This window comes from Exiguobacterium artemiae, assembly GCF_033342815.1.
Lineage (GTDB): Bacteria > Bacillota > Bacilli > Exiguobacteriales > Exiguobacteriaceae > Exiguobacterium_A > Exiguobacterium_A artemiae_A.
Window position 1 is genome coordinate 39,744 of record NZ_JAWPEN010000002.1, and the last position, 18,504, is coordinate 58,247.

Consider the following 18,504-nt stretch of genomic DNA (forward strand, 5'->3'; position numbering starts at 1 on the left):
GCTCGTTCCCGGGAAACCTGTAGGAGAAGGGGGCGCTGCACATGGCATTTGATTACGATCTTGATTTTAAGACAACCGATTTTCGGAAGGAACCGGAAAAATACCGGGTCGGACGGGGCGAACAGGGTGTGTTGCTCGTCGAACCGTATAAAGGGGAAATCTTGCCGCATTGGCGGTTCAAGACACCGGAAATTGCCAAAGAATCTTCCGAAAAAATCTATCAGATGTATCTCGACTATAAAGAGGCCGGAGACTTCGTCGGAATGGATATGGCGCGGAAGTTCATCCAAATGGGACATACGCGGGCGCGCCGGTATACGAATTATAAAGGCGGACGTAAGTACAAAAATAAAGAGACGGGTGAGTTGAACGAACGGGAAATTGATCCGGAAAAAGCAAAATCGGCAGAAATCTTTCAGGAAAAATGGGATTTAATCCGGGCGGATGAAGAGTACTTGAAGTTAAAGAAAGCTCATCAAAAACAGTACGGATGAACGGATTTTTAGTTTTCCATTTGCCTGTTTCGTGGCACTGAAAATGGAGGATTCAGAATTTGCTATGATGGGATTAAAAGGGAGGAACATATATGCGTTACACGTACTGGGCGGCTTTGATCGGATTGATTATAAGTATGTATCTGTTGGTGGACTATACAGTGGAAACTGTTCCCGTCAGCATTTTGATTGGCTTATTAGTATACAGTATCGGACTCAGTATCGTCACGACGTTCGAAGTGTCTTCATTTGAACTGACGCGGCGTGTTTTTGTGACGACCCTTTTATTTGGATTGGTTTTGAATCATGTACTGGATTTACGGATGACGGCCTTTTTACTCGTCCTGTTGGTCGTCGAAACGCTTGTTAAAACGCTCCGCTTCCTGCAGGTGCTTTGGTGGGACCGGACGACATTGCACGGCTGATATTTCTCTACCAGATGAAAAAAGCAGGAGGCCATCCGATTATTTAATCGGGCGACCGCCTGCTTTTTTTAAGACATCTGAATCAAGATGTCTGTTCAATCTTTTTAATTAAACGAGACTGACGGCGTTGCCAAACGACAGAGCCGACCAATGTCACGGCAAGGAAAACGAGTCCAAGCATGAATGGATACAGAATGTTGACATCGTATAACAGACCGGCCAGGGTCGGACCGAGGACGTTCCCGATGCTCATGTAGGCATTGTTCATCCCCATCGCAAATCCCTGCTCGTTACCGGCCAGTTTTGAAATCATCGTATTCAGAACCGGACGTAAGATCGAAGTCGCGAGGAAAATGACCAGTGTGACAGCGAAGAATCCACCGTAACTCGCCGTCAAGAGAGACAACAAGAATCCGAGTGTCGCAATCAACAGGAAGATATTCAGGACTTTTCCTTCGCCGAGACTGCGTGATAACTTATCGACGACAAAAATCTGGGCAATGACGCTGATGATACCGGTCGACGTCACCATGATTGCAATATCTTTCGGTGAAGCACCAAACTGGTTGTCGACGAACAGCCCGAGGACAGACTCATACGCCATCAAGCCGAAACTCATGACCAGAGTGATGACGAGCGGTACGAAGTACGGCTTATGGAAGGATGCCCCAAGCTTTTTCCACATCGAGCCTTCATCCGGTGCCATCGCCGTCGCATCATGGACATCACTTTCCTGCAACAGTAAAACACTGAATAAGACGGCAAGGAGTGAGACAAGTGCGGAGACGAGCAACGGTAATTTTAAATCAAACTCGGCGAGGAAACCGCCGATTCCGGGACCGATGACGATTCCGAGCGACATGGCAGCAGAGACGAAGCTGTTCCCTTTTGCGCGCTGATCCATCGTCGTGATATCTGCGACGTAGGCAAAAATCGCAGGGATCAACAGCGCGGCACCGACACCGCCGATCGCCCGTGAGATATAGAGGATCGTCACAGAGTTCGAGAAATAAAAGACGAACATCGATAACGTCAGTCCGATCAATCCGTAAATGATCATCTTCCGTCGACCGTATTGATCGGCCCATTTCCCGGCGACCGGTGACATGACGAGCTGGGCACCGGCAAAAATCGCAATCATCAGACCGGCTGCCGTACCACCTTGACCGATGGAAGCTAAGTAAGCGGGCAGAATCGGAATGATGATCCCGAAGCTCCCGACGGCAATGAACATGTTAATCATCAGAACCGTTAATTTTTTTCGTTGATCCGCTTGCAATGGGATCCCTTCTTTCTACACGCTGGTGTAAGCGTTTATTTAATCTACCTTTACTATCTTAGTTTCAAGAGAAAGATCCTGTCAATTTTACCGCCCGTTACAAAAAAAGAATCACTCGCTTCACGCCACTCCTACAGGAAAGAGCGTGAAAAGACGAGTAATTCTTTTTGGAGTCGGTCTTTGTATCAACTGTTATGGAATGAACGATTACGGTGTTTTCTTAAACAGCCAGTTGACGTTTGGAGATAACAACGGTCGGAACAATCGAACGATTGGACGACTCGATAAAATCCAGACGAAGAACAGCGCAAGCAAGAAGGATGAACCGATCAATAGCACTGGTGATTCAGCGATCCACGGCGGAACGAAATCACGGAACAGCCGGACGATGAACGAATGCAACAGATAAATCGCCAACGTCTGAATTCCGATTTGATCAAACCGTTCGCCGAAGGAGCGATGCGGCACCATCATCAGCACAGAGAAAATCATCACGGTACTGACCGCATATAAAAAGAGCTGGATCAACGCACCTTTGAGAACCGGTACATCAAATTCACCGTACGTATCCCGGTAGAACAGCCAGACTGTATCAAATCCGTTTTTCGTCCAGACGGCCATGGCGATCGCGATGGCAAAGGAAATGATCAATCCGGTCAAACGACCGAGGGGTGACGTCATCCGGTCACGAATCCGTCCGTCCGCGAGCCATCCCCGCTCTTTGATGAGATAGCCCATCAAAAAGAACGGATAAAAACTGACGACCTTCTGTAAAGACAGGAAGTTCGTGATGGAACCCGGGTTGGCATTGATCAGCAGGGCAAACGCAATACTGATTAACAGCGGATAGCGCAAGTCCAGGAATCCAGGCGTCACGATTTGCCAAATGATGATCCCGAGCAGATACCAGAGCGTCCAGCTCGGAACAAGCGGATGGAGCAACCCGTCAATCAAGCCGTCGACCGTTTTTTCATTGACGTAAGCGAGATAGACTTCATGAATCGACTGCCAGATGAAGTAGAGGACGACAAACGAAATGATTCGTTTGGGTCTGACTTCCTTAAAAAAGTATCCGCTCATGAAGATGAACGCCGGCATATGCAGTAAATAAATGATGTTGTAAACCATCTGCACCGGATCATTTTGCTCAAGATTGCGGAACGTTTCAATCAGATGGCCGAAGACGACCATGAAAATCAATAATACTTTGTAGTTCCCGAGCCAATGATCATAAGAAAAGGTCATTGGTTTTGGTGTTGGATTCATTTGTCTTCTCCAAGAATGATTTGATCGACGAAACGCTGGCTCGATTTTCCGTCCTGGTGTTCGAAGAAGTATTCCGCAAAGGCTTTGACGTTTTGCATCTCGAAATCTTCGTTTTTGATCCGCTCAATCAATTCTTCCGACGTACGGACGATTGGTCCCGGGACGAATTCTTCAAAGTCATAGTAGAAGTCGCGTTTTGAGATGTAATCTTCCAAATCATAGGCGAAGAATAACATCGGACGGTCGAGCAGTGAAAATTCAAAACAAGTCGACGAATAATCGGTAATCAAAATATCAGAGACGAACAACAATTCGTTGATTTCTCGGTGGTCCGTCAAATCGAGGAAGAAATCCGCATATACTTCCGGAATCTCCATCCGGCGGCGGACGAACGGATGCATCTTCAAGACGAAGACATAGTCTTCATGGAACGCTTCGTATAAAGCGTCCAAATCAAGTTGACTGAAGTCATAATGGGCACTTTTGGCGCCGTTCCCACGGAAAGTCGGAGCGAACATGATAACTTTTTTGGTCTTGAAAACAGGGTATTCTTCATAAATCCGTTCTTTGGCGTCGGCGATATACGTTTGATCAAAGAACATGTCTGTCCGTGGAATCCCGGTTGCGATGACTTGATCTTCCCGTAAGCCGAATCCTTCCGCGTAATGACGGGCGACGTTATGCGAGCTGACGATGGCTTTCGTGTAATTCCGATGGCTGAGCGAGTTGGCACTTGGACCACCCGGCTTGCCGAGACGGCTGTATCCGAAAGTCTTGAAAGCTCCGACAGCATGCCAGACCTGGACAAGGTCGCTTCCTTTGCGGATGTTGAGCGGATAAATCATCGGATAAAAATCATCGACTAAAATTGTTTTCGCCGTCGCGAGGTGGTAAGGCAACGTGAATTTGTCGCGCCAATCACGGCGGGACTGTAAGTTCGGTTTGAAGAACGTCTTCACGTCGAGGTTTAAATCTCGGCGTTCGATTTCGTTTAAGATATAGGCGAAGTTTCCGCTGACGTCACTTCGCGAGTCGGAAGCAAAAACAACTTTGTTGTCTTGAATCGGTTGCGTCCACTTCGTGACATTGTAAATGCTCTTGAATGTAAAACGACGGAATTTGAACGCGCGTTTCCGCCATTTCTTCTTTGATTTATTGAATTTTTCAATCAAGCTGATAAAACGTTTCGTCTCTCCCTGCTTAAGGGAATGGAAACCTAGGGTATTGCTGTATTCTGAATACTGGACGACCAGTTCATATTCAAGCTTGAGCAGGACGTTGCTATGTTTTGTGTCAACACGATAAATGACCGGAATCAAGGAACGTGTATCTCCAAATGGTGCTTCATGTAAAATGGACTTCCCTTGGACGATTCCGAAGAAAGCATCAAAGTAACCCATTGGGAGCGGACGTCCGGTCGGAGTCAGGTGATTGAGATCGAGCTCACCGCTGAATGTTTCTTCTGTCCAGTCACCTTCGAACGGGAAACGGAGAATGAATGTCCGCTTGTTCCGTTTATTGCGGAAAATGATGGCCCGTTCTAAAGGAATCGGTTCCGCCGGTGCTTCGGACTGGATGTATCCATCTTCCGGTTGTGTTTCTTCTGTGTCTTCAGGAGCAGCAGGATTCTCAAAAAGTAGCTGTTCGGCCTGAAGGAAATCAGTTAATCCGAAAAGACGTGCCTCGAAGCGGAATTTGGTTCCCGCCAGTTCTAGATAGTTAACGTGTGCCTGTAATGTCGGCATCTGTGTTTCTTCTGTCAAAACAATCTCTCCTCGCTTAAATGATTACAATGCATTTACACAACAATGACAGATTTTTAAAATCATCACGAACATAGTATAGTGATATTAGAAATCACCCATCATTATATCGTGACGAAACAAAAAAAATAGAACTTTGTCTATTTTTTTTGCTTTTGGTGGATAGAGTCATTGAAAAAAGATCATATTTTTTAAACATACCCACATCGCTGGTAAGTGGAAACAAAAAACTTTTTTTATTAAGGGAGGGAAGCAGAGTGACCCATGGCAGCGCCAGTGTCTATGGATGGGTCCTTTGCGATACAAGATGATTTATGCAGCAATCTTAGCAGGCGGAAAAGGAACGAGAATGGGGAATGTCGATCGACCTAAACAATTCCTGTCAATCGGAGAACGTCCGATTATCGTGCATACCGTTGAAAAGTTTCTTTTACACGAAGATTTTGATCAAATCATCATTGTGACCCCAACGGCTTGGATCAATTATACACGTGATATTCTCGAGAAATATATCGGAACCGATGAGCGGATCGTCATCACGGCAGGCGGAAGCGACCGCAACGAGTCCATCATGGCGGCGATCAACTGGATCGAAAATAAAAACGGTTTGACAGACGAAGACGTCATCGTTACACACGATGCAGTCCGTCCGTTCTTGACACACCGGATCATCAAAGAAAACATTTCAACGGCACTCGAATACGGAGCATGTGATACCGTCATCTCGGCGATTGATACGATCGTCGCTTCAACGGACGGAAAAACGATTTCCGATATTCCGGTCCGCGATCAAATGTATCAAGGACAGACGCCGCAAAGTTTCCAAATCACAAAACTCAAAAATCATTACGAAGCATTATCAAGCGATGAGCGGGCAATTTTGACGGATGCCTGTAAGATTCTCTTGCTTAAAGGGGAAGCGGTGGCTCTCGTCACAGGTGAGTTGTTCAACATTAAAGTAACGACGCCGTACGATCTTCGCATCGCCAATGCTATTTTGAAGGAGCGGATTCACCAATGATTAACCAAGTCTATCAACTCGTGGCGCCACGCCAAATCGAGGTGACGTACGACGAACGGTCACTCAATTCAGGCCGGGTCGTCGTTCGTCCGACGTATCTATCGATTTGTCACGCGGATCAACGTTACTTTACGGGCAGCCGCAGTGCGGAAGTATTGGCGAAGAAGTTACCGATGGCGATGATTCATGAAGGCATCGGGAAAGTGGTGCATGACCCGTCCGGAACGTTTAAAATCGGCACGTTGGTCGCGATGGTTCCGAACACACCGTCGGAAACAGATGACATCATCGGGGAAAACTATCTGCGGACAAGCCGTTTCCGCTCGAGCGGGTATGACGGATATATGCAGGATTACGTCTTCATTCAGTCCGATCGTCTTGTCGAAGTACCGGCTGATCTTGATCCGGAAGTCGCAGCCTTCACGGAACTGGTCAGTGTATCTGTTCATGCCATGACACGTTTTGATCAGATTGCCCACAGCCGCCGTGAAACATTCGGTGTCTGGGGAGACGGGAACCTCGGATTCATCACAGCACTGATGTTACGCAAACTGTATCCGGAAGCGAAATTGCTTGTCTTCGGAAAAACGCAATCGAAGCTCGATTACTTCTCGTTTGCTGATGAGACGTATCATATCGATCAAATTCCGGACGGCGTATCATTTAATCACGGATTCGAATGTGTCGGTGGAATCGGCAGTCAGTATGCGATCAATCAAATGATTGATTACATCATTCCAGAAGGAACGATGGCACTGCTCGGCGTTTCTGAAGACCCGGTTTCCGTCAATACGCGGATGATTCTTGAAAAAGGATTACGTGTCTACGGATCAAGCCGGAGTACACCGGCTGATTTTGCACGGACGATGGAATTGTATCAAATGTATCCGGATATTCCGGCCTATTTGTCGAATCTCGTGTCCGGTGTTTTCCAGATTCGACAAATCGAAGATATTCATCAAGCATTTGAAAGTGATTTGACGAATCGTTTCGGTAAAACCGTCATGGAATGGTGCATGTAAGAATGAAAGCGGAAAGAGAAGGGATCACGTTATGAAACAGAAATTACGTTTGATTCAGCGGCGAACAGTCCACTATTTGCTTGTCGTGACGTATTGGATCTCGAAGTTCTTTCCGGTACAGACAAAAAAAGTCGTCTTTGCGACCTATCGTTCGGATAAGCTCGTCGATAACTTTCGCGCCGTTTATGATGAACTTGAAAGTCGTGAACTCGGTTTTCAATATGTCTTTTTATTGAAACGTTTTCCACAAAATCTGATCGGACAAATCAAATACGTCTTTCATATGATGCGGGCGACATACGAACTGGCGACGGCCCGGTACTTCATCATTGATGACTATTACTATCCGGTCTATGTCTCGAAGTTGCGCAAGGGGACGGAAGTCATTCAGTTGTGGCATGCCTGCGGCGCCTTCAAGAAGTTCGGCTACAGCGTCCTCGATAAGTCCTATTCACCGGATGACGATTACTTGAAGATGGTGGCGATCCACCGGAACTATTCGAAAGTGTATGTTTCCGGAGAAGCCTGCATTGGACCGTTTGCTGAAGCATTTGGGATGGATTCTACCCGGATCCATCCGCTGGGTGTTCCGCGGACCGATCAGTTACTGAACCGGGAGCGGCAAGTTCAGATTGAGCATAAACTCTATGACCGGTATCCGGAGTGGCGGTCGAAAAAGCTGATTTTACTGGCACCGACATTCCGAGGAAATGGACAAACGACAGCGCATTACGATCAGGAACTGGATTTCCAGCAGTTTCGTGAACAGTTGGGACCGGATCATATCCTGCTGTTACGGATGCATCCGTTTGTCTTGAACCGTCCGGTCGTACCGGCAGAATTTTCAAACCAAATCATTGATATGACGGATTATCCGGATATCAATGACTTGATGCAGGTAGCGGATATTTTAGTGACCGATTATTCTTCCGTTATTTTTGAATTTGCTTTACTGAAAAAACCAATCATCTTCCTCGTGAACGATTTGAACGCGTATAAGGAAGAACGTGATTTTTACTTCCCATACGAATCCTTTGTACCGGGACCGATTGTTTCGTCATTCAATGACGTCATTTCCTGGATCAAGGCAGGTCAGTTCGAACCGGAACAGATTGAAGATTTCGCGGCACGGTTCTTTACGTATCAAGACGGACTGGCGACAAAACGGATCGTCAATCATATATTGACGGGAGCGCTCCCGGATGCACCGATGCGTCCAGAAGAACGGAAGACCGTTTGAGCGAATCGAAGCATGTCTAAACAAAACGAAACTGACTCAAACGTCAGTCTCTGAAAAGATAAGGGGGGCAGATTATCAATCTGCCCCTCTTATCTCGTTTAACAAAAGAATCACTTCTTCACGCCACTCCTACAGGAAAAGTGCATTTATGCGCTGTCAGAGACAAACAAGACCCGGTTTCCTACCTGAAGGAGGCAGGAAAACTGGCTTGTGTCTCGCCTGAGGAAAGGGTGTGAAAGAACAAGTGATTCTTTTTGAGTCAGCTCTGTTTTGTCGTTTAGAATCAGACATCAAAAAAAGCGTCCGTCTTTTACGATTCCGTTTGGGGAGGGAATGAAAAGAAGGACGCTTTAACTATTATGATGGGGCTTGATTGGCGCGGACAGGGGTAGTCCGCAGAATGCGCACCGGTTTAGAAGTGCGTTAACTTGTCACGTGCTGCCGTTCTTTTTTTCAGCGGAGGAATTAAGGCGGGCCATCCGAATTGGATGATTCCTGCGACACGTTCATTTTCGGAAGCGCCGATCATTTCAGCATATTCATCCGTGAACCAATGTTTTCCGCTTTTCCAGCAACAGCCGAGACCCAGTTCAGTCGCGAGAAGCTGGACGTTTTGGATCATGGCGGCAGTCGCGAGCAGATCTTCCATCTGCTGATCCTCTGTTCCTTTTACTTCATATAAAACGGTCAAATAAACAGGAACATCTGCAAATTTTTGACGCATCATCTGGCGTTGTTCGTCTGTTTTTTGATCCAGCTGTCCCCGCTTGGCAAGCAGCGTCATCAATTGGTCGACATACCGCTCTTGGCTTTCTTCGTTAGCGAGGACAAATCGCCAAGGTTCACGCAATTTATGAGTCGGAGCATAGATGGCGGCTTCGAGAATTTCTTCAATCATTTCATTTGGAACCGGCTGATCGGTGTAGGCACGGACGGATCGTCGTTCTAAAATCAGTTGTCGGGTGTTCATGGTGATCATCTCCTGACGTAAGTACTCTTAGAATATAATTGATAACGATTATCATTGTCAACGGTTAATTAAAAAAACGCTGGTTCGAATCAGCGTTTGTCGGGTGAAGCAGCGATTTTTTTCTTGAGTTGACGAATTCGGAATAAGGCGAACAAGTAATGTGCGAAATAGAGCGTGAAGCCAAAGAATACAGCTATCATGATATTAATCTGGACGCCGGGCACGACCGTTAAGTTCACAAAAAGAAGCACGCCCATCGAGAAAGTATAAAGGGCAGCTTCCAGTAATTGCGGCATCATCCGGTTTTTCTTCAGGAAAAACGACCGGATAATCGGCAAAATCACGAAGCTGACGAGACGATCCAGCAGACCGATCACCAATATGCTGATGATGATGGACAAAGGTCCTGCGAAGTATAATAAGTGTGGAAATAAGACATAAGAAACGAGCAGTAACGGTCCGATCAACAGGAAGATGGAGACGGACGCACGGAAAAAGATGAATAGACTGTTGATACTGATCAAAAAGGCACGTGTGACCTTTTGAGACCAGGATGAAGGGCGTCCGACTTGCCAGGCGAAACAGCAGGCAAAGATGAACGCATAAAATTGCAGAAAGGCAACCATAAAGCATCTCCTTTTAGATATGAAACTCAATGACCCTAGTGTAGCGATTTTAGGAAAGAAGTGCAAAGGCAAACAACTAAAAACCCGTTGACGATGTGCCGCCAACGGGTTCAGGAAAAGCCTTAATCGAGATTCGGTTCTTTTTTTCCGTGCAGGAAAAATGACAAGATCAGGGCGAGTGCAGACAAGACGGTCGCAACCCAAAACGCATCCGTGATTCCGCTGATCGTCGCTTGTTTCGTCAACTGCGTTATCCAGCTGACGGAAGCGGCTTGCGAACTGCCGAGCTGTTGTCCCAGCTCATTTAAATGCTGTGAAAGGGTCGGATCAAGTGTCGTAAACTGGTTGGCGTCATCTGCCAGGTGAGCTGTCGTTTGACGTGTCATGACCGTGACGAGAATCGCTGTTCCGATTGAACCGGCGACCTGACGCAACGTATTTTGTGTTGCATTCCCGTGTGGAATCATTTTCATCGGCAAGGCATTCATCCCGGCTGTCATGATCGGCATCATGATGAAAGCCATTCCGAACGACCGGAGCATATAGATACCCATGATCGAATTATATGAGGTATTCATATCGAGTTGTGTCAGTTCCCACGTACCGTAGGTCATTAACGTCAAACCGAAAATAGCGAGCGGCCGGATACCGAAGCGGTCAAACAGTCGACCGGCGATCGGACCCGTGATTCCCATAATCAGTGATCCGGGTAACAGCAAGAGACCGGAATCAATCGGTGAGAAACCGCGAATACTCTGCAAGTAAATCGGAAGCAGGAGCATCCCGCCGAACAAAGCCATCGTGACGATGATGTTGATGAATAAAGTGAACGAAAACTCCGGTACTTTCAAGACCCGGATATTTAACATCGGATCATCCATGGAAAGCTCGCGGAGCGCAAACGCTGCGATCCCTAAAATACCGATCAGAATCGTGCTGATGACGAGCGGGCTGTCCCAACCGTCATTACCGGCTTCACTGAATCCGTACAACAGGCTTCCGAAGCCGATCGTACTGAAAACAACACCGAGTGCGTCAAACTTCGGTTTTGATAAAGGCTGAACGAGTTTAAACCAGGCGACACCGAGTAAGAGTGTCAAAAGACCGAAAAAGGCCATTCCGTAAAACATGACATGCCAATCATAATTCTGAATGACATAACCGGTAATCGTCGGACCGACTGCAGGAGCAAGAATCATCGCGATTCCGAGCATCCCCATCGCCGCGCCGCGTTTATGAGGCGGGAACAAAGTCATGAAGACATTGGAACCGAGCGGCATTAAAATACCGGCACCGGCTGCCTGAACGACACGTCCGATCATCATGACGGGGAAGTTCATCGCCATCGAACAGATGATTGATCCGAAGAAGAACAGTGTCATGGAAACGAGGAACAATTGGCGGAACGTATAACTCCGCATCAAAAAGGCACTGATGGGAATCAGGATACCGTTGACGAGCATGAACCCGGTCGTCAACCATTGTGCCGTCGAAGTCGAGACGTTAAAATCATTGATTAGGACGGGCAACGCGACATTGATCAATGTCTGATTCAAAATCGCGATGAACATTCCGATCAAAAGTACCGTCAAGACTTTTGGAATACTGATATCTGCAGTCGCGAGCGGCGCCCGCTCCTGCGTTTTTACTTGCGGTGCAGGCATCGGAGCGCTGTCCGGATTGTTGAGTTGCACCTCATCGAGAGGCGCAGGGGCATCGGCAGCACCCGCCAGACGGGCCGGACGTGAACGCCGTGCAATCAGGTTGACACCGATGATCGTGACAACCATAAAAGCGATGTATCCGAAGAGGAAGGTCGTAGACATAGACGTCCCTCCTTAATCCTTATGAATGCGGACGGTCACATTCATACCAGGTCGAATGTCGAGTGATTTTTCTTGTGACAGTGAGACTTTGACCGGAATGACTTGCGCAACTTTCGTGTAGTTGGCAGTTCCGTTTGAAGACGGCATCATCGAAAATGTTCCAGCCGTTGTCATACCGATTTGTTCGACTTCACCGGATAACGTCGTGTCCGGATAGCTGTCCACGTAAACATCGACAGTCTGTCCGACTTTGACTTCATCAATGTCGGTTTCTTCGACGTTCGCTGTTACCCAAAGCTCATTTAAGTTAAAACCGTAAGCGAGCGGTGTTCCTGCTCCGACAACGCCGTTTTCTGTCGCCATCGACTGAACGACTGTTGCTTTTGTTGGCATAGAGACCGCTGTACTGACCGGTTTTTGCCCCGCTTGCGCCATCATGACATGACCGAGTGTCGCGTCACTGTCGAGCGTTTGACCTGTTTTGGCTGTCCAGTCCGTCAGCTTACCGGCACCGGGACTTGCGATGGTAATCATTTTTCCGTCAATCTTGGCATTGTCTGTTTTCACGTAACTTGTCGCTTGATCGTAATAGTAGTAGCCGATCGCGCCTCCACCGATTAAAACAACCAGTGTCAAAATGTTAATCAATAATACTTTTTTCATGTTCATGATATGAAATGCATCCTTTCTTCTCTGTACTCTGAATTCCCCAGTCATATGAATAGAAAAAATACTCCTCTGGGGGAGGAGTAGTTAATATAGTTAATTATATGGAGAAGGAATCAACATACAACCGACAATTTCCGACAAAGTGTTGGAAAAGTCAATGAGAACGGATACAATATCAAAAAAAGGTGGTTCTAGAAGATGAATTCAGGACAAGATCCACGACCAAAGCGGTCACGTGACCGTATTACAAAAGAATTATTTCGTTTGCTGGACCGTCATCCTTTTTCGACGATTACCGTCAAGATGTTAACGGACGGAGCGGCGGTCAATCGATCGACCTTCTATGCGCACTTTACGGATAAATATGATTTGATGAATCAGATTGTAGACGATCATATGCGGCTTCTGATGGAAGCAATCCGGATTCAGGGAACCGGAGCACCGGCTGCTCCGTCGCTCGATCGGGTCAGCCGTTACTTCGAACGACTGTTCATCCATATTGAACAACATGAACAATTTTACCGGACGATGTTGCTGAACGGTCCGGTCAAAACGTTCATCTCGCGTTTTCTCGATACGTTAAAGGAAAATTATCAGCAGGTGTTCGAAGCGCACACGGTAACGGAAACCCAACTGGTCGATCGTGATTTATTGTTGAATTACGTGATCGGCGGACAGCTCGGGCTACTGATTTCCTGGTTACGAAACGGTCGTCCTTATTCGGCGGCCTACATGGCAGATCAACTCAGTCGGATGATTGTTTTCGGAACAGTCAAGAGCATCGGTTTTCCGGAACAATCGACTTAAAGTGATATCAAAAAACCGCCCTTTCACCGGATGACGGGAAAGGGCGGGAATCAGGCCTGTTCGAGTTGCAATTGTTTGGTATAGGTCGTGCTCCGGTTGCGTCCACTGTCCTTCGAGTGATACAGCGCTTTATCTGCCTGCTGTAAGGCTTCAAGAGACGTGTGCGAGCTGCTCGAGTGCGCGATGCCGAGAGAAATCGTAATCTGCAGATCAGGGACGGCTGTCGTCGGGAACAGATTTCGGGCAACGGTCGTCCGGGCAAGTTCCGCGATGCTCTTCGCATCGGCGAGTGAGGTGTTCGGGAGAATGATTAAAAATTCTTCACCGCCGTAACGTCCGACCAGATCATCCGGTCGTGCCAGTGAGGCTAACGTCGTCCCGAGTTGCCGTAAGACATCGTCACCGGCGTCATGACCATATGTATCGTTGACGTGCTTAAAGAAATCAATGTCAATCAAGATAAGAGAGTAGCCTTCTTCCGCTGAACCAACGAGCGACAGGGAATCATCCAGCCGGCGGCGGTTGGCGAGTCCTGTCAAGGCATCCGTCATGGCGAGCTTTTGCTGGTACTGGATATTTTCAAAATGTCGTCGTAATTCCGTCAACAAACGATAGGTCACGAAACCGGCAATCAGGTTAAAGAATATGTAAGCCAGCGAGATTTCGATGAAGGTCGCCCAACTGTTCGTCAACAGGTAGATGGCCGGTAACGAATAGACGATACCGATGCCGATCATCAGTTCAAAGTTCCAGAAGGTCATCCGGATGTAGCGGCGAACGACAGCAATCGTCAGGATGAACACTCCGATGACGATTGTTGACACGACAGCGGCATCCATTTGTTCGACCGGTGTCAGTATAAAACGTGTCACGATAATCATCGCACCGGTGACGAGGGCACTCGGTAATCCGCCGAACATCATGGCGATGACAACGGGGACAATTCGTAAGTCGACCCGGGCAATATCAATCTGGATGCTGTTGAACATTAGAAGGACAGAAATCAGACCGGCGAGACCACCTAAAACGAGTCGAACGTTCAGATTCGTGTTCGGTGTAATCCGCGGGTGATTTCGAAAAGGAAGAAACAAAAGAGTAATCGTTGTAAACAGTAGACAAAAATTGATGATGAAATTATTCATGATGGACAACAAATCCTCCCAGCTCCTCGTAAACGCATTTCCAATAAGATAGTTCCAGTATACCCATTTTACTAACGGCAAGAAATGGAAAAATGTTTAGCGAAAGATGCTAAAGTCAATAAAAAAGACAAAGTACACAGTCAAGTGAACTTTGTCGGAGAAAAAAATAAATATTTTTTTGAAAGTAATTTTTAGGAAGAAATCGCTTCTTCATCCATCGTTAAGAGGATCTTATCGAAGACGAGAACCATCGCATTCAGCTCTTCTTCCGTCAGGGTGCCGAAACGCTCTTGGAGATATTTCCGGCGGACGACTTCAAGTTCGCGGAAAGCGGCTTCTCCTTCGTCCGTCAGTGCTAAAACAATCGATCTTCTGTCATCCGTCGAACGCGTCCGCGTGACGAATCCGGCTTTGTACAAACGATCAGTCAAAGCTGTTACCTGACTTGTCGCAAGCTCAAACTGCTCTGCGAGTAGAGTCGGACGTTGGGGACCATTTTCGGACAGACTGCGTAAAATGAAAAATTCACTTCGCGTGGCGGTCCCTTCAAACAGTCGGTTGAGTTCACGGCGCAATGTCCGGAGAATGATCCGCATTTGTTCCTCTAATCGATAAGTCAGTTGATCACGTTCTTGTGGCATTCAAGCAACATCCTTTCTCTCGGTTAACTTCTATAATTTAGTGTACTAAAAATTACGGAATTTTACCACGAATAGCGGACATTTCAAAAAAAGAATTGACAATTTAAAGACGTTTTGTGTAACATGACGAGGTAATAACGAAACTATAACTAACTTAATTAGTTCTCACTCAACCAGTGGGATGGAGGTTGCAGTTCTTATAAGTACAGTCACGGATGTCGTCAAGCGGCAGATGAGGTGATTGAAAAGGAAGAATTGCCGAAATCAATCATCGCTTTGAAGATGATCGATTGGGATTAGATCGAACAGGTCTAATACTGTCACAGGTCAGGCATGACTTGTGGGGAGCTATCTTTCACGACGGTAGAATGGGGCGCATCCTTTTACTATGTTGCGTTCTCATCTTCCTTCTGGAAGATGAGGGCGCTTTTTGTTTTTTTTCAAAAAGTGTCCTCTCAAAAATTTAAAAAAGAGAGAAGCGAATGAGATGAATACTTTACAACCCCAAAGAAAACTCGATTCAACCGAAGAAGGACTAAAACGCGGTCTGCAAGCCCGCCACATGTCGATGATCGCGATTGGCGGTGCAATCGGAACCGGTCTATTCATTGCCTCCGGTGCATCCGTCGCTGCGGCCGGTCCGGGCGGTGCATTGTTGTCCTATGCTGTCGTCGGACTCATGGTGTATTTCCTGATGACAAGTCTTGGTGAGATGGCAGCGTACATGCCGGTCGCCGGTTCATTCTCGACCTACGGCGCGAAATTCGTCGACCCGTCGTTTGGTTTTGCATTAGGCTGGAACTACTGGTACAACTGGGCAGTCACGATCGCCGTAGAACTCGTTGCGGCGCAAATCGTCATGAGTTACTGGTTTCCGGATGTTCCAGGTTTTTATTTCAGCGCCATCTTCTTATTACTGATGATTGGTTTAAACTATTTCTCCGTTAAAGGATTCGGTGAAGCCGAATACTGGTTCGCGATGATCAAGGTCGTCACAGTCATCATCTTCCTGATCGTCGGAGTCGCCATGATCTTCGGTGTCTTCACATCAGAAGCACCGGTCGGCTTTAAAAACTTTGCATTAGGTGATGCGCCGTTCGTCGGAGGCATCCCGGCCGTCATCGGTATCATCCTGGTTGCCGGTTTCAGTTTCCAAGGAACAGAACTTGTCGGAATCGCGGCAGGTGAATCCGAAGATCCGAAGAAAAACGTTCCGAAAGCTGTGAAACAAGTCTTTTGGCGGATTCTTCTATTTTATGTGTTTGCGATTTTCGTCATCGGAATGTTGATTCCGTACACAAGCCCGAACCTTGTTTCGAATGATATTACCGATGTAGCGGTCAGTCCGTTTACACTTGTCTTTGAAAAAGCCGGTCTTGCGTTCTCGGCAGCATTGATGAACGCTGTTATCCTGACGTCTGTCTTATCGGCAGGAAACTCCGGTATGTATGCGTCGACACGGATGCTGTATACGTTGGCCCGCCAAGGTGATGCACCGAAATTGTTCGCACAAGTCTCAAAAAATGGTGTTCCCCGTAATGCCTTGCTCGCAACAGGTGCCATCGGAGCACTTTGCTTCCTGACATCGATGTTCGGCGGTCAAGTATATCTGTGGCTGTTGAATGCATCAGGGATGACCGGTTTCATCGCATGGCTCGGTATCGCAATCAGCCATTACCGTTTCCGTAAAGGATTCCTGGCACAAGGTCATTCGCTCAGTGATTTACCGTACGTGGCACCTGCTTTCCCGTTTGGACCGCTCTTTGCGTTCGGACTTTGTTTTCTCGTCATCGTCGGTCAAAACTACGCCGCGTTCCTCGCGGATCAAATTGACTGGGTGGGAATTGCCGCAACATATGTCGGTATCCCGTTATTCCTTGCATTTTGGTTAGGTCATAAATTTAAAAATCGGACATCGGTCGTTCCTTATGAAGAAATGGAATTCCCGGAGCATCCGCGTCCATAAGTGAAAAGTCGATTCCGTTTTAAACGGAGTCGATTTTTTTATTGCCTTCTGAAAAAGAAATCATTTGGAAAACGTATCAAACGGTGAGAAATCGATTAAGATAAAAGAAAAATGGAGGCGAACTCAGTGAACTATTGGTATCACTTTAAACGGGCATTCATCCCGATTGCGATTTTACTTGTGACGTTAGCGATCTATCAGATGCTCTACCGCATGAATAACATGTGGTATTCGTTCGGTGGATTGATTTTAGTGTTTGCGGCGATTTATTTTGTCATGCGCCGCTTAAAAGCGAATCCCGAAGATTGACTGAGCAAGATAGTAGGGTAGCCGCACGGAACGCGTTAAAATAGACCTATACAGAGGAGGGGAAGCTAGATGGCAAAAGCAATATTCGCAGGTGGCTGTTTCTGGTGCATGGTTAAGCCATTTCATAAATATGATGGTGTCGAACAAGTCATTTCCGGTTATACAGGTGGTCATACAGAAAACCCGACTTATAAAGAGGTCTGTTCTGAAACGACAGGACATTTAGAAGCGGTGGAAGTCACGTATGATCCGTCGGTCATCACATATGATGAGTTGCTTGAAATTTTTTGGCGGCAAATTGATCCGACGGATGGCGGAGGACAGTTCAACGACCGCGGTCAGTCTTACGAACCGGCCATCTTTTATGTCGATGAAGATCAAAAACAGGCGGCAGAACGTTCGAAAGCGGCGCTTGATGCGTCAGGTCGTTTCTCGCGTCCGGTAGCTGTTGATATCCGTCCGGCCAAACCGTTCTGGCCGGCAGAGGAGTACCATCAGGATTATTACAAAAAAAATCCGTTCCGTTATCAGATGTACAGTGTCGGATCGGGACGTGCCAAATTCGTCAAAGAAGCCTGGAAAGATCAAGGCAAGGAGCAGGAGTTGAAACAACGCCTGACACCGATCCAGTATAAAGTTACGCAGGAGAACGGGACAGAGCCCGCTTTCCGCAATGAATACTGGGATGAGGAGCGACCGGGTCTTTACGTTGATATCGTCGACGGGACACCGCTCTTTACGTCGAAAGACAAGTTTAATTCAAACTGCGGATGGCCGAGTTTCGCTAAACCGATTTCCGAGGACAAGATGGAAGTCGAACTCGATACGACGCATGGCATGACGCGGACAGAAGTCCGTTCTGCGAATGCGGACAGTCATCTTGGCCACATCTTTGATGACGGTCCAACTGAACTTGGAGGTCTCCGCTACTGCATCAATTCGGCAGCACTCCGATTTATTCCGGTAGAAGAGCTTGATTCGGCGGGATACGGGGAATATAAAAAACACTTCGAATGAAGGTAACAGACAGGCAGCAAA

General features: G+C 47.1%; 18 protein-coding genes and 1 riboswitch. Of the genes, 9 read left to right on the forward strand and 9 right to left on the reverse strand.

Annotated elements, in window-relative coordinates; translation table 11 throughout:
- Positions 1 to 41: 41 nt before the first annotated feature.
- Together R7V76_RS02845 and R7V76_RS02850 are read left to right on the forward strand one after the other, a co-directional pair.
- A complete protein-coding gene (locus tag R7V76_RS02845; protein WP_131503221.1) occupies positions 42 to 494 on the forward strand; it encodes a DUF4385 domain-containing protein in 453 nt (150 codons plus the stop codon).
- A gap of 92 nt (positions 495 to 586) precedes the next feature.
- Complete coding sequence (locus R7V76_RS02850) at positions 587 to 919, forward strand: hypothetical protein (RefSeq protein ID WP_290829091.1); 333 nt, start codon at positions 587 to 589, stop codon at positions 917 to 919.
- Positions 920 to 1,001: 82 nt separating this feature from the next.
- On the opposite strand, the gene R7V76_RS02855 is transcribed toward R7V76_RS02850, so the two are convergent.
- From R7V76_RS02855 to R7V76_RS02865, 3 genes are all read right to left on the reverse strand, one after another.
- A complete protein-coding gene (locus tag R7V76_RS02855) occupies positions 1,002 to 2,198 on the reverse strand; it encodes an MFS transporter (protein ID WP_290829094.1) in 1,197 nt (398 codons plus the stop codon).
- Positions 2,199 to 2,405: 207 nt separating this feature from the next.
- Complete coding sequence (locus tag R7V76_RS02860) at positions 2,406 to 3,443, reverse strand: acyltransferase family protein (RefSeq protein ID WP_318091203.1); 1,038 nt, start codon at positions 3,441 to 3,443, stop codon at positions 2,406 to 2,408.
- A gap of 17 nt (positions 3,444 to 3,460) precedes the next feature.
- Positions 3,461 to 5,227, reverse strand: coding sequence for a CDP-glycerol glycerophosphotransferase family protein (locus tag R7V76_RS02865; protein ID WP_318091204.1), 1,767 nt, complete (start codon positions 5,225 to 5,227; stop codon positions 3,461 to 3,463).
- A gap of 307 nt (positions 5,228 to 5,534) precedes the next feature.
- Here R7V76_RS02865 and R7V76_RS02870 point away from each other — a divergent pair, with 307 nt between their 5' ends.
- The 3 genes from R7V76_RS02870 to R7V76_RS02880 are packed head-to-tail and all read left to right on the forward strand — an operon-like array spanning position 5,535 to position 8,510.
- Complete coding sequence (locus tag R7V76_RS02870) at positions 5,535 to 6,248, forward strand: IspD/TarI family cytidylyltransferase (protein ID WP_114597238.1); 714 nt, start codon at positions 5,535 to 5,537, stop codon at positions 6,246 to 6,248.
- Positions 6,245 to 7,270 (forward strand): ribitol-5-phosphate dehydrogenase, encoded by a 1,026-nt coding sequence (locus tag R7V76_RS02875; protein ID WP_318091205.1) that lies wholly within the window; start codon positions 6,245 to 6,247, stop codon positions 7,268 to 7,270. The genes R7V76_RS02870 and R7V76_RS02875 overlap by 4 nt, the downstream gene beginning before the upstream one ends.
- A 31-nt stretch (positions 7,271 to 7,301) precedes the next feature.
- A complete protein-coding gene (locus tag R7V76_RS02880) occupies positions 7,302 to 8,510 on the forward strand; it encodes a CDP-glycerol glycerophosphotransferase family protein (protein ID WP_290829103.1) in 1,209 nt (402 codons plus the stop codon).
- Positions 8,511 to 8,922: 412 nt separating this feature from the next.
- On the opposite strand, the gene R7V76_RS02885 is transcribed toward R7V76_RS02880, so the two are convergent.
- The 4 genes from R7V76_RS02885 to R7V76_RS02900 all read right to left on the reverse strand — a co-directional run bounded on the left by R7V76_RS02885 (position 8,923) and on the right by R7V76_RS02900 (position 12,601).
- Positions 8,923 to 9,480 (reverse strand): nitroreductase family protein, encoded by a 558-nt coding sequence (locus R7V76_RS02885; protein ID WP_318091206.1) that lies wholly within the window; start codon positions 9,478 to 9,480, stop codon positions 8,923 to 8,925.
- Between the two features lie 89 nt (positions 9,481 to 9,569).
- The gene (locus R7V76_RS02890) at positions 9,570 to 10,106 is read right to left on the reverse strand and encodes a hypothetical protein (protein WP_214766669.1); all 537 of its coding nucleotides are present in this window, start codon (positions 10,104 to 10,106) and stop codon (positions 9,570 to 9,572) included.
- A 122-nt stretch (positions 10,107 to 10,228) separates the two neighbouring features.
- Positions 10,229 to 11,932, reverse strand: coding sequence for a DHA2 family efflux MFS transporter permease subunit (locus R7V76_RS02895; RefSeq protein WP_290829109.1), 1,704 nt, complete (start codon positions 11,930 to 11,932; stop codon positions 10,229 to 10,231).
- A gap of 12 nt (positions 11,933 to 11,944) precedes the next feature.
- Entirely contained in the window at positions 11,945 to 12,601 is a 657-nt protein-coding gene (locus tag R7V76_RS02900) for an HlyD family secretion protein (protein WP_026829549.1), read from the reverse strand.
- 198 nt (positions 12,602 to 12,799) lie between these two features.
- Here R7V76_RS02900 and R7V76_RS02905 point away from each other — a divergent pair, with 198 nt between their 5' ends.
- Positions 12,800 to 13,408, forward strand: a complete 609-nt coding sequence (locus tag R7V76_RS02905) for a TetR/AcrR family transcriptional regulator (protein WP_318091207.1) — start codon at positions 12,800 to 12,802, stop codon at positions 13,406 to 13,408.
- Positions 13,409 to 13,458: 50 nt separating this feature from the next.
- Here R7V76_RS02905 and R7V76_RS02910 read toward each other — a convergent pair whose 3' ends face one another.
- The gene (locus R7V76_RS02910; RefSeq protein ID WP_318091208.1) at positions 13,459 to 14,550 is read right to left on the reverse strand and encodes a diguanylate cyclase domain-containing protein; all 1,092 of its coding nucleotides are present in this window, start codon (positions 14,548 to 14,550) and stop codon (positions 13,459 to 13,461) included.
- Between the two features lie 191 nt (positions 14,551 to 14,741).
- Complete coding sequence (locus tag R7V76_RS02915; RefSeq protein ID WP_318091209.1) at positions 14,742 to 15,191, reverse strand: MarR family winged helix-turn-helix transcriptional regulator; 450 nt, start codon at positions 15,189 to 15,191, stop codon at positions 14,742 to 14,744.
- 174 nt (positions 15,192 to 15,365) lie between these two features.
- A riboswitch (Lysine riboswitch) is annotated at positions 15,366 to 15,550 on the forward strand.
- A gap of 128 nt (positions 15,551 to 15,678) precedes the next feature.
- Between R7V76_RS02915 and R7V76_RS02920 the strand changes: the two genes are divergently transcribed.
- From R7V76_RS02920 to msrA, 3 genes are all read left to right on the forward strand, one after another.
- Positions 15,679 to 17,157: an amino acid permease gene (locus tag R7V76_RS02920; RefSeq protein WP_290829119.1), complete on the forward strand. Its 1,479-nt coding sequence runs from the start codon at positions 15,679 to 15,681 to the stop codon at positions 17,155 to 17,157.
- 126 nt (positions 17,158 to 17,283) lie between these two features.
- Positions 17,284 to 17,466 (forward strand): hypothetical protein, encoded by a 183-nt coding sequence (locus R7V76_RS02925; RefSeq protein WP_012369112.1) that lies wholly within the window; start codon positions 17,284 to 17,286, stop codon positions 17,464 to 17,466.
- A gap of 69 nt (positions 17,467 to 17,535) precedes the next feature.
- A complete protein-coding gene (msrA, locus tag R7V76_RS02930; RefSeq protein WP_290829122.1) occupies positions 17,536 to 18,483 on the forward strand; it encodes a peptide-methionine (S)-S-oxide reductase MsrA in 948 nt (315 codons plus the stop codon).
- The last annotated feature ends 21 nt before the right edge of the window (positions 18,484 to 18,504 follow it).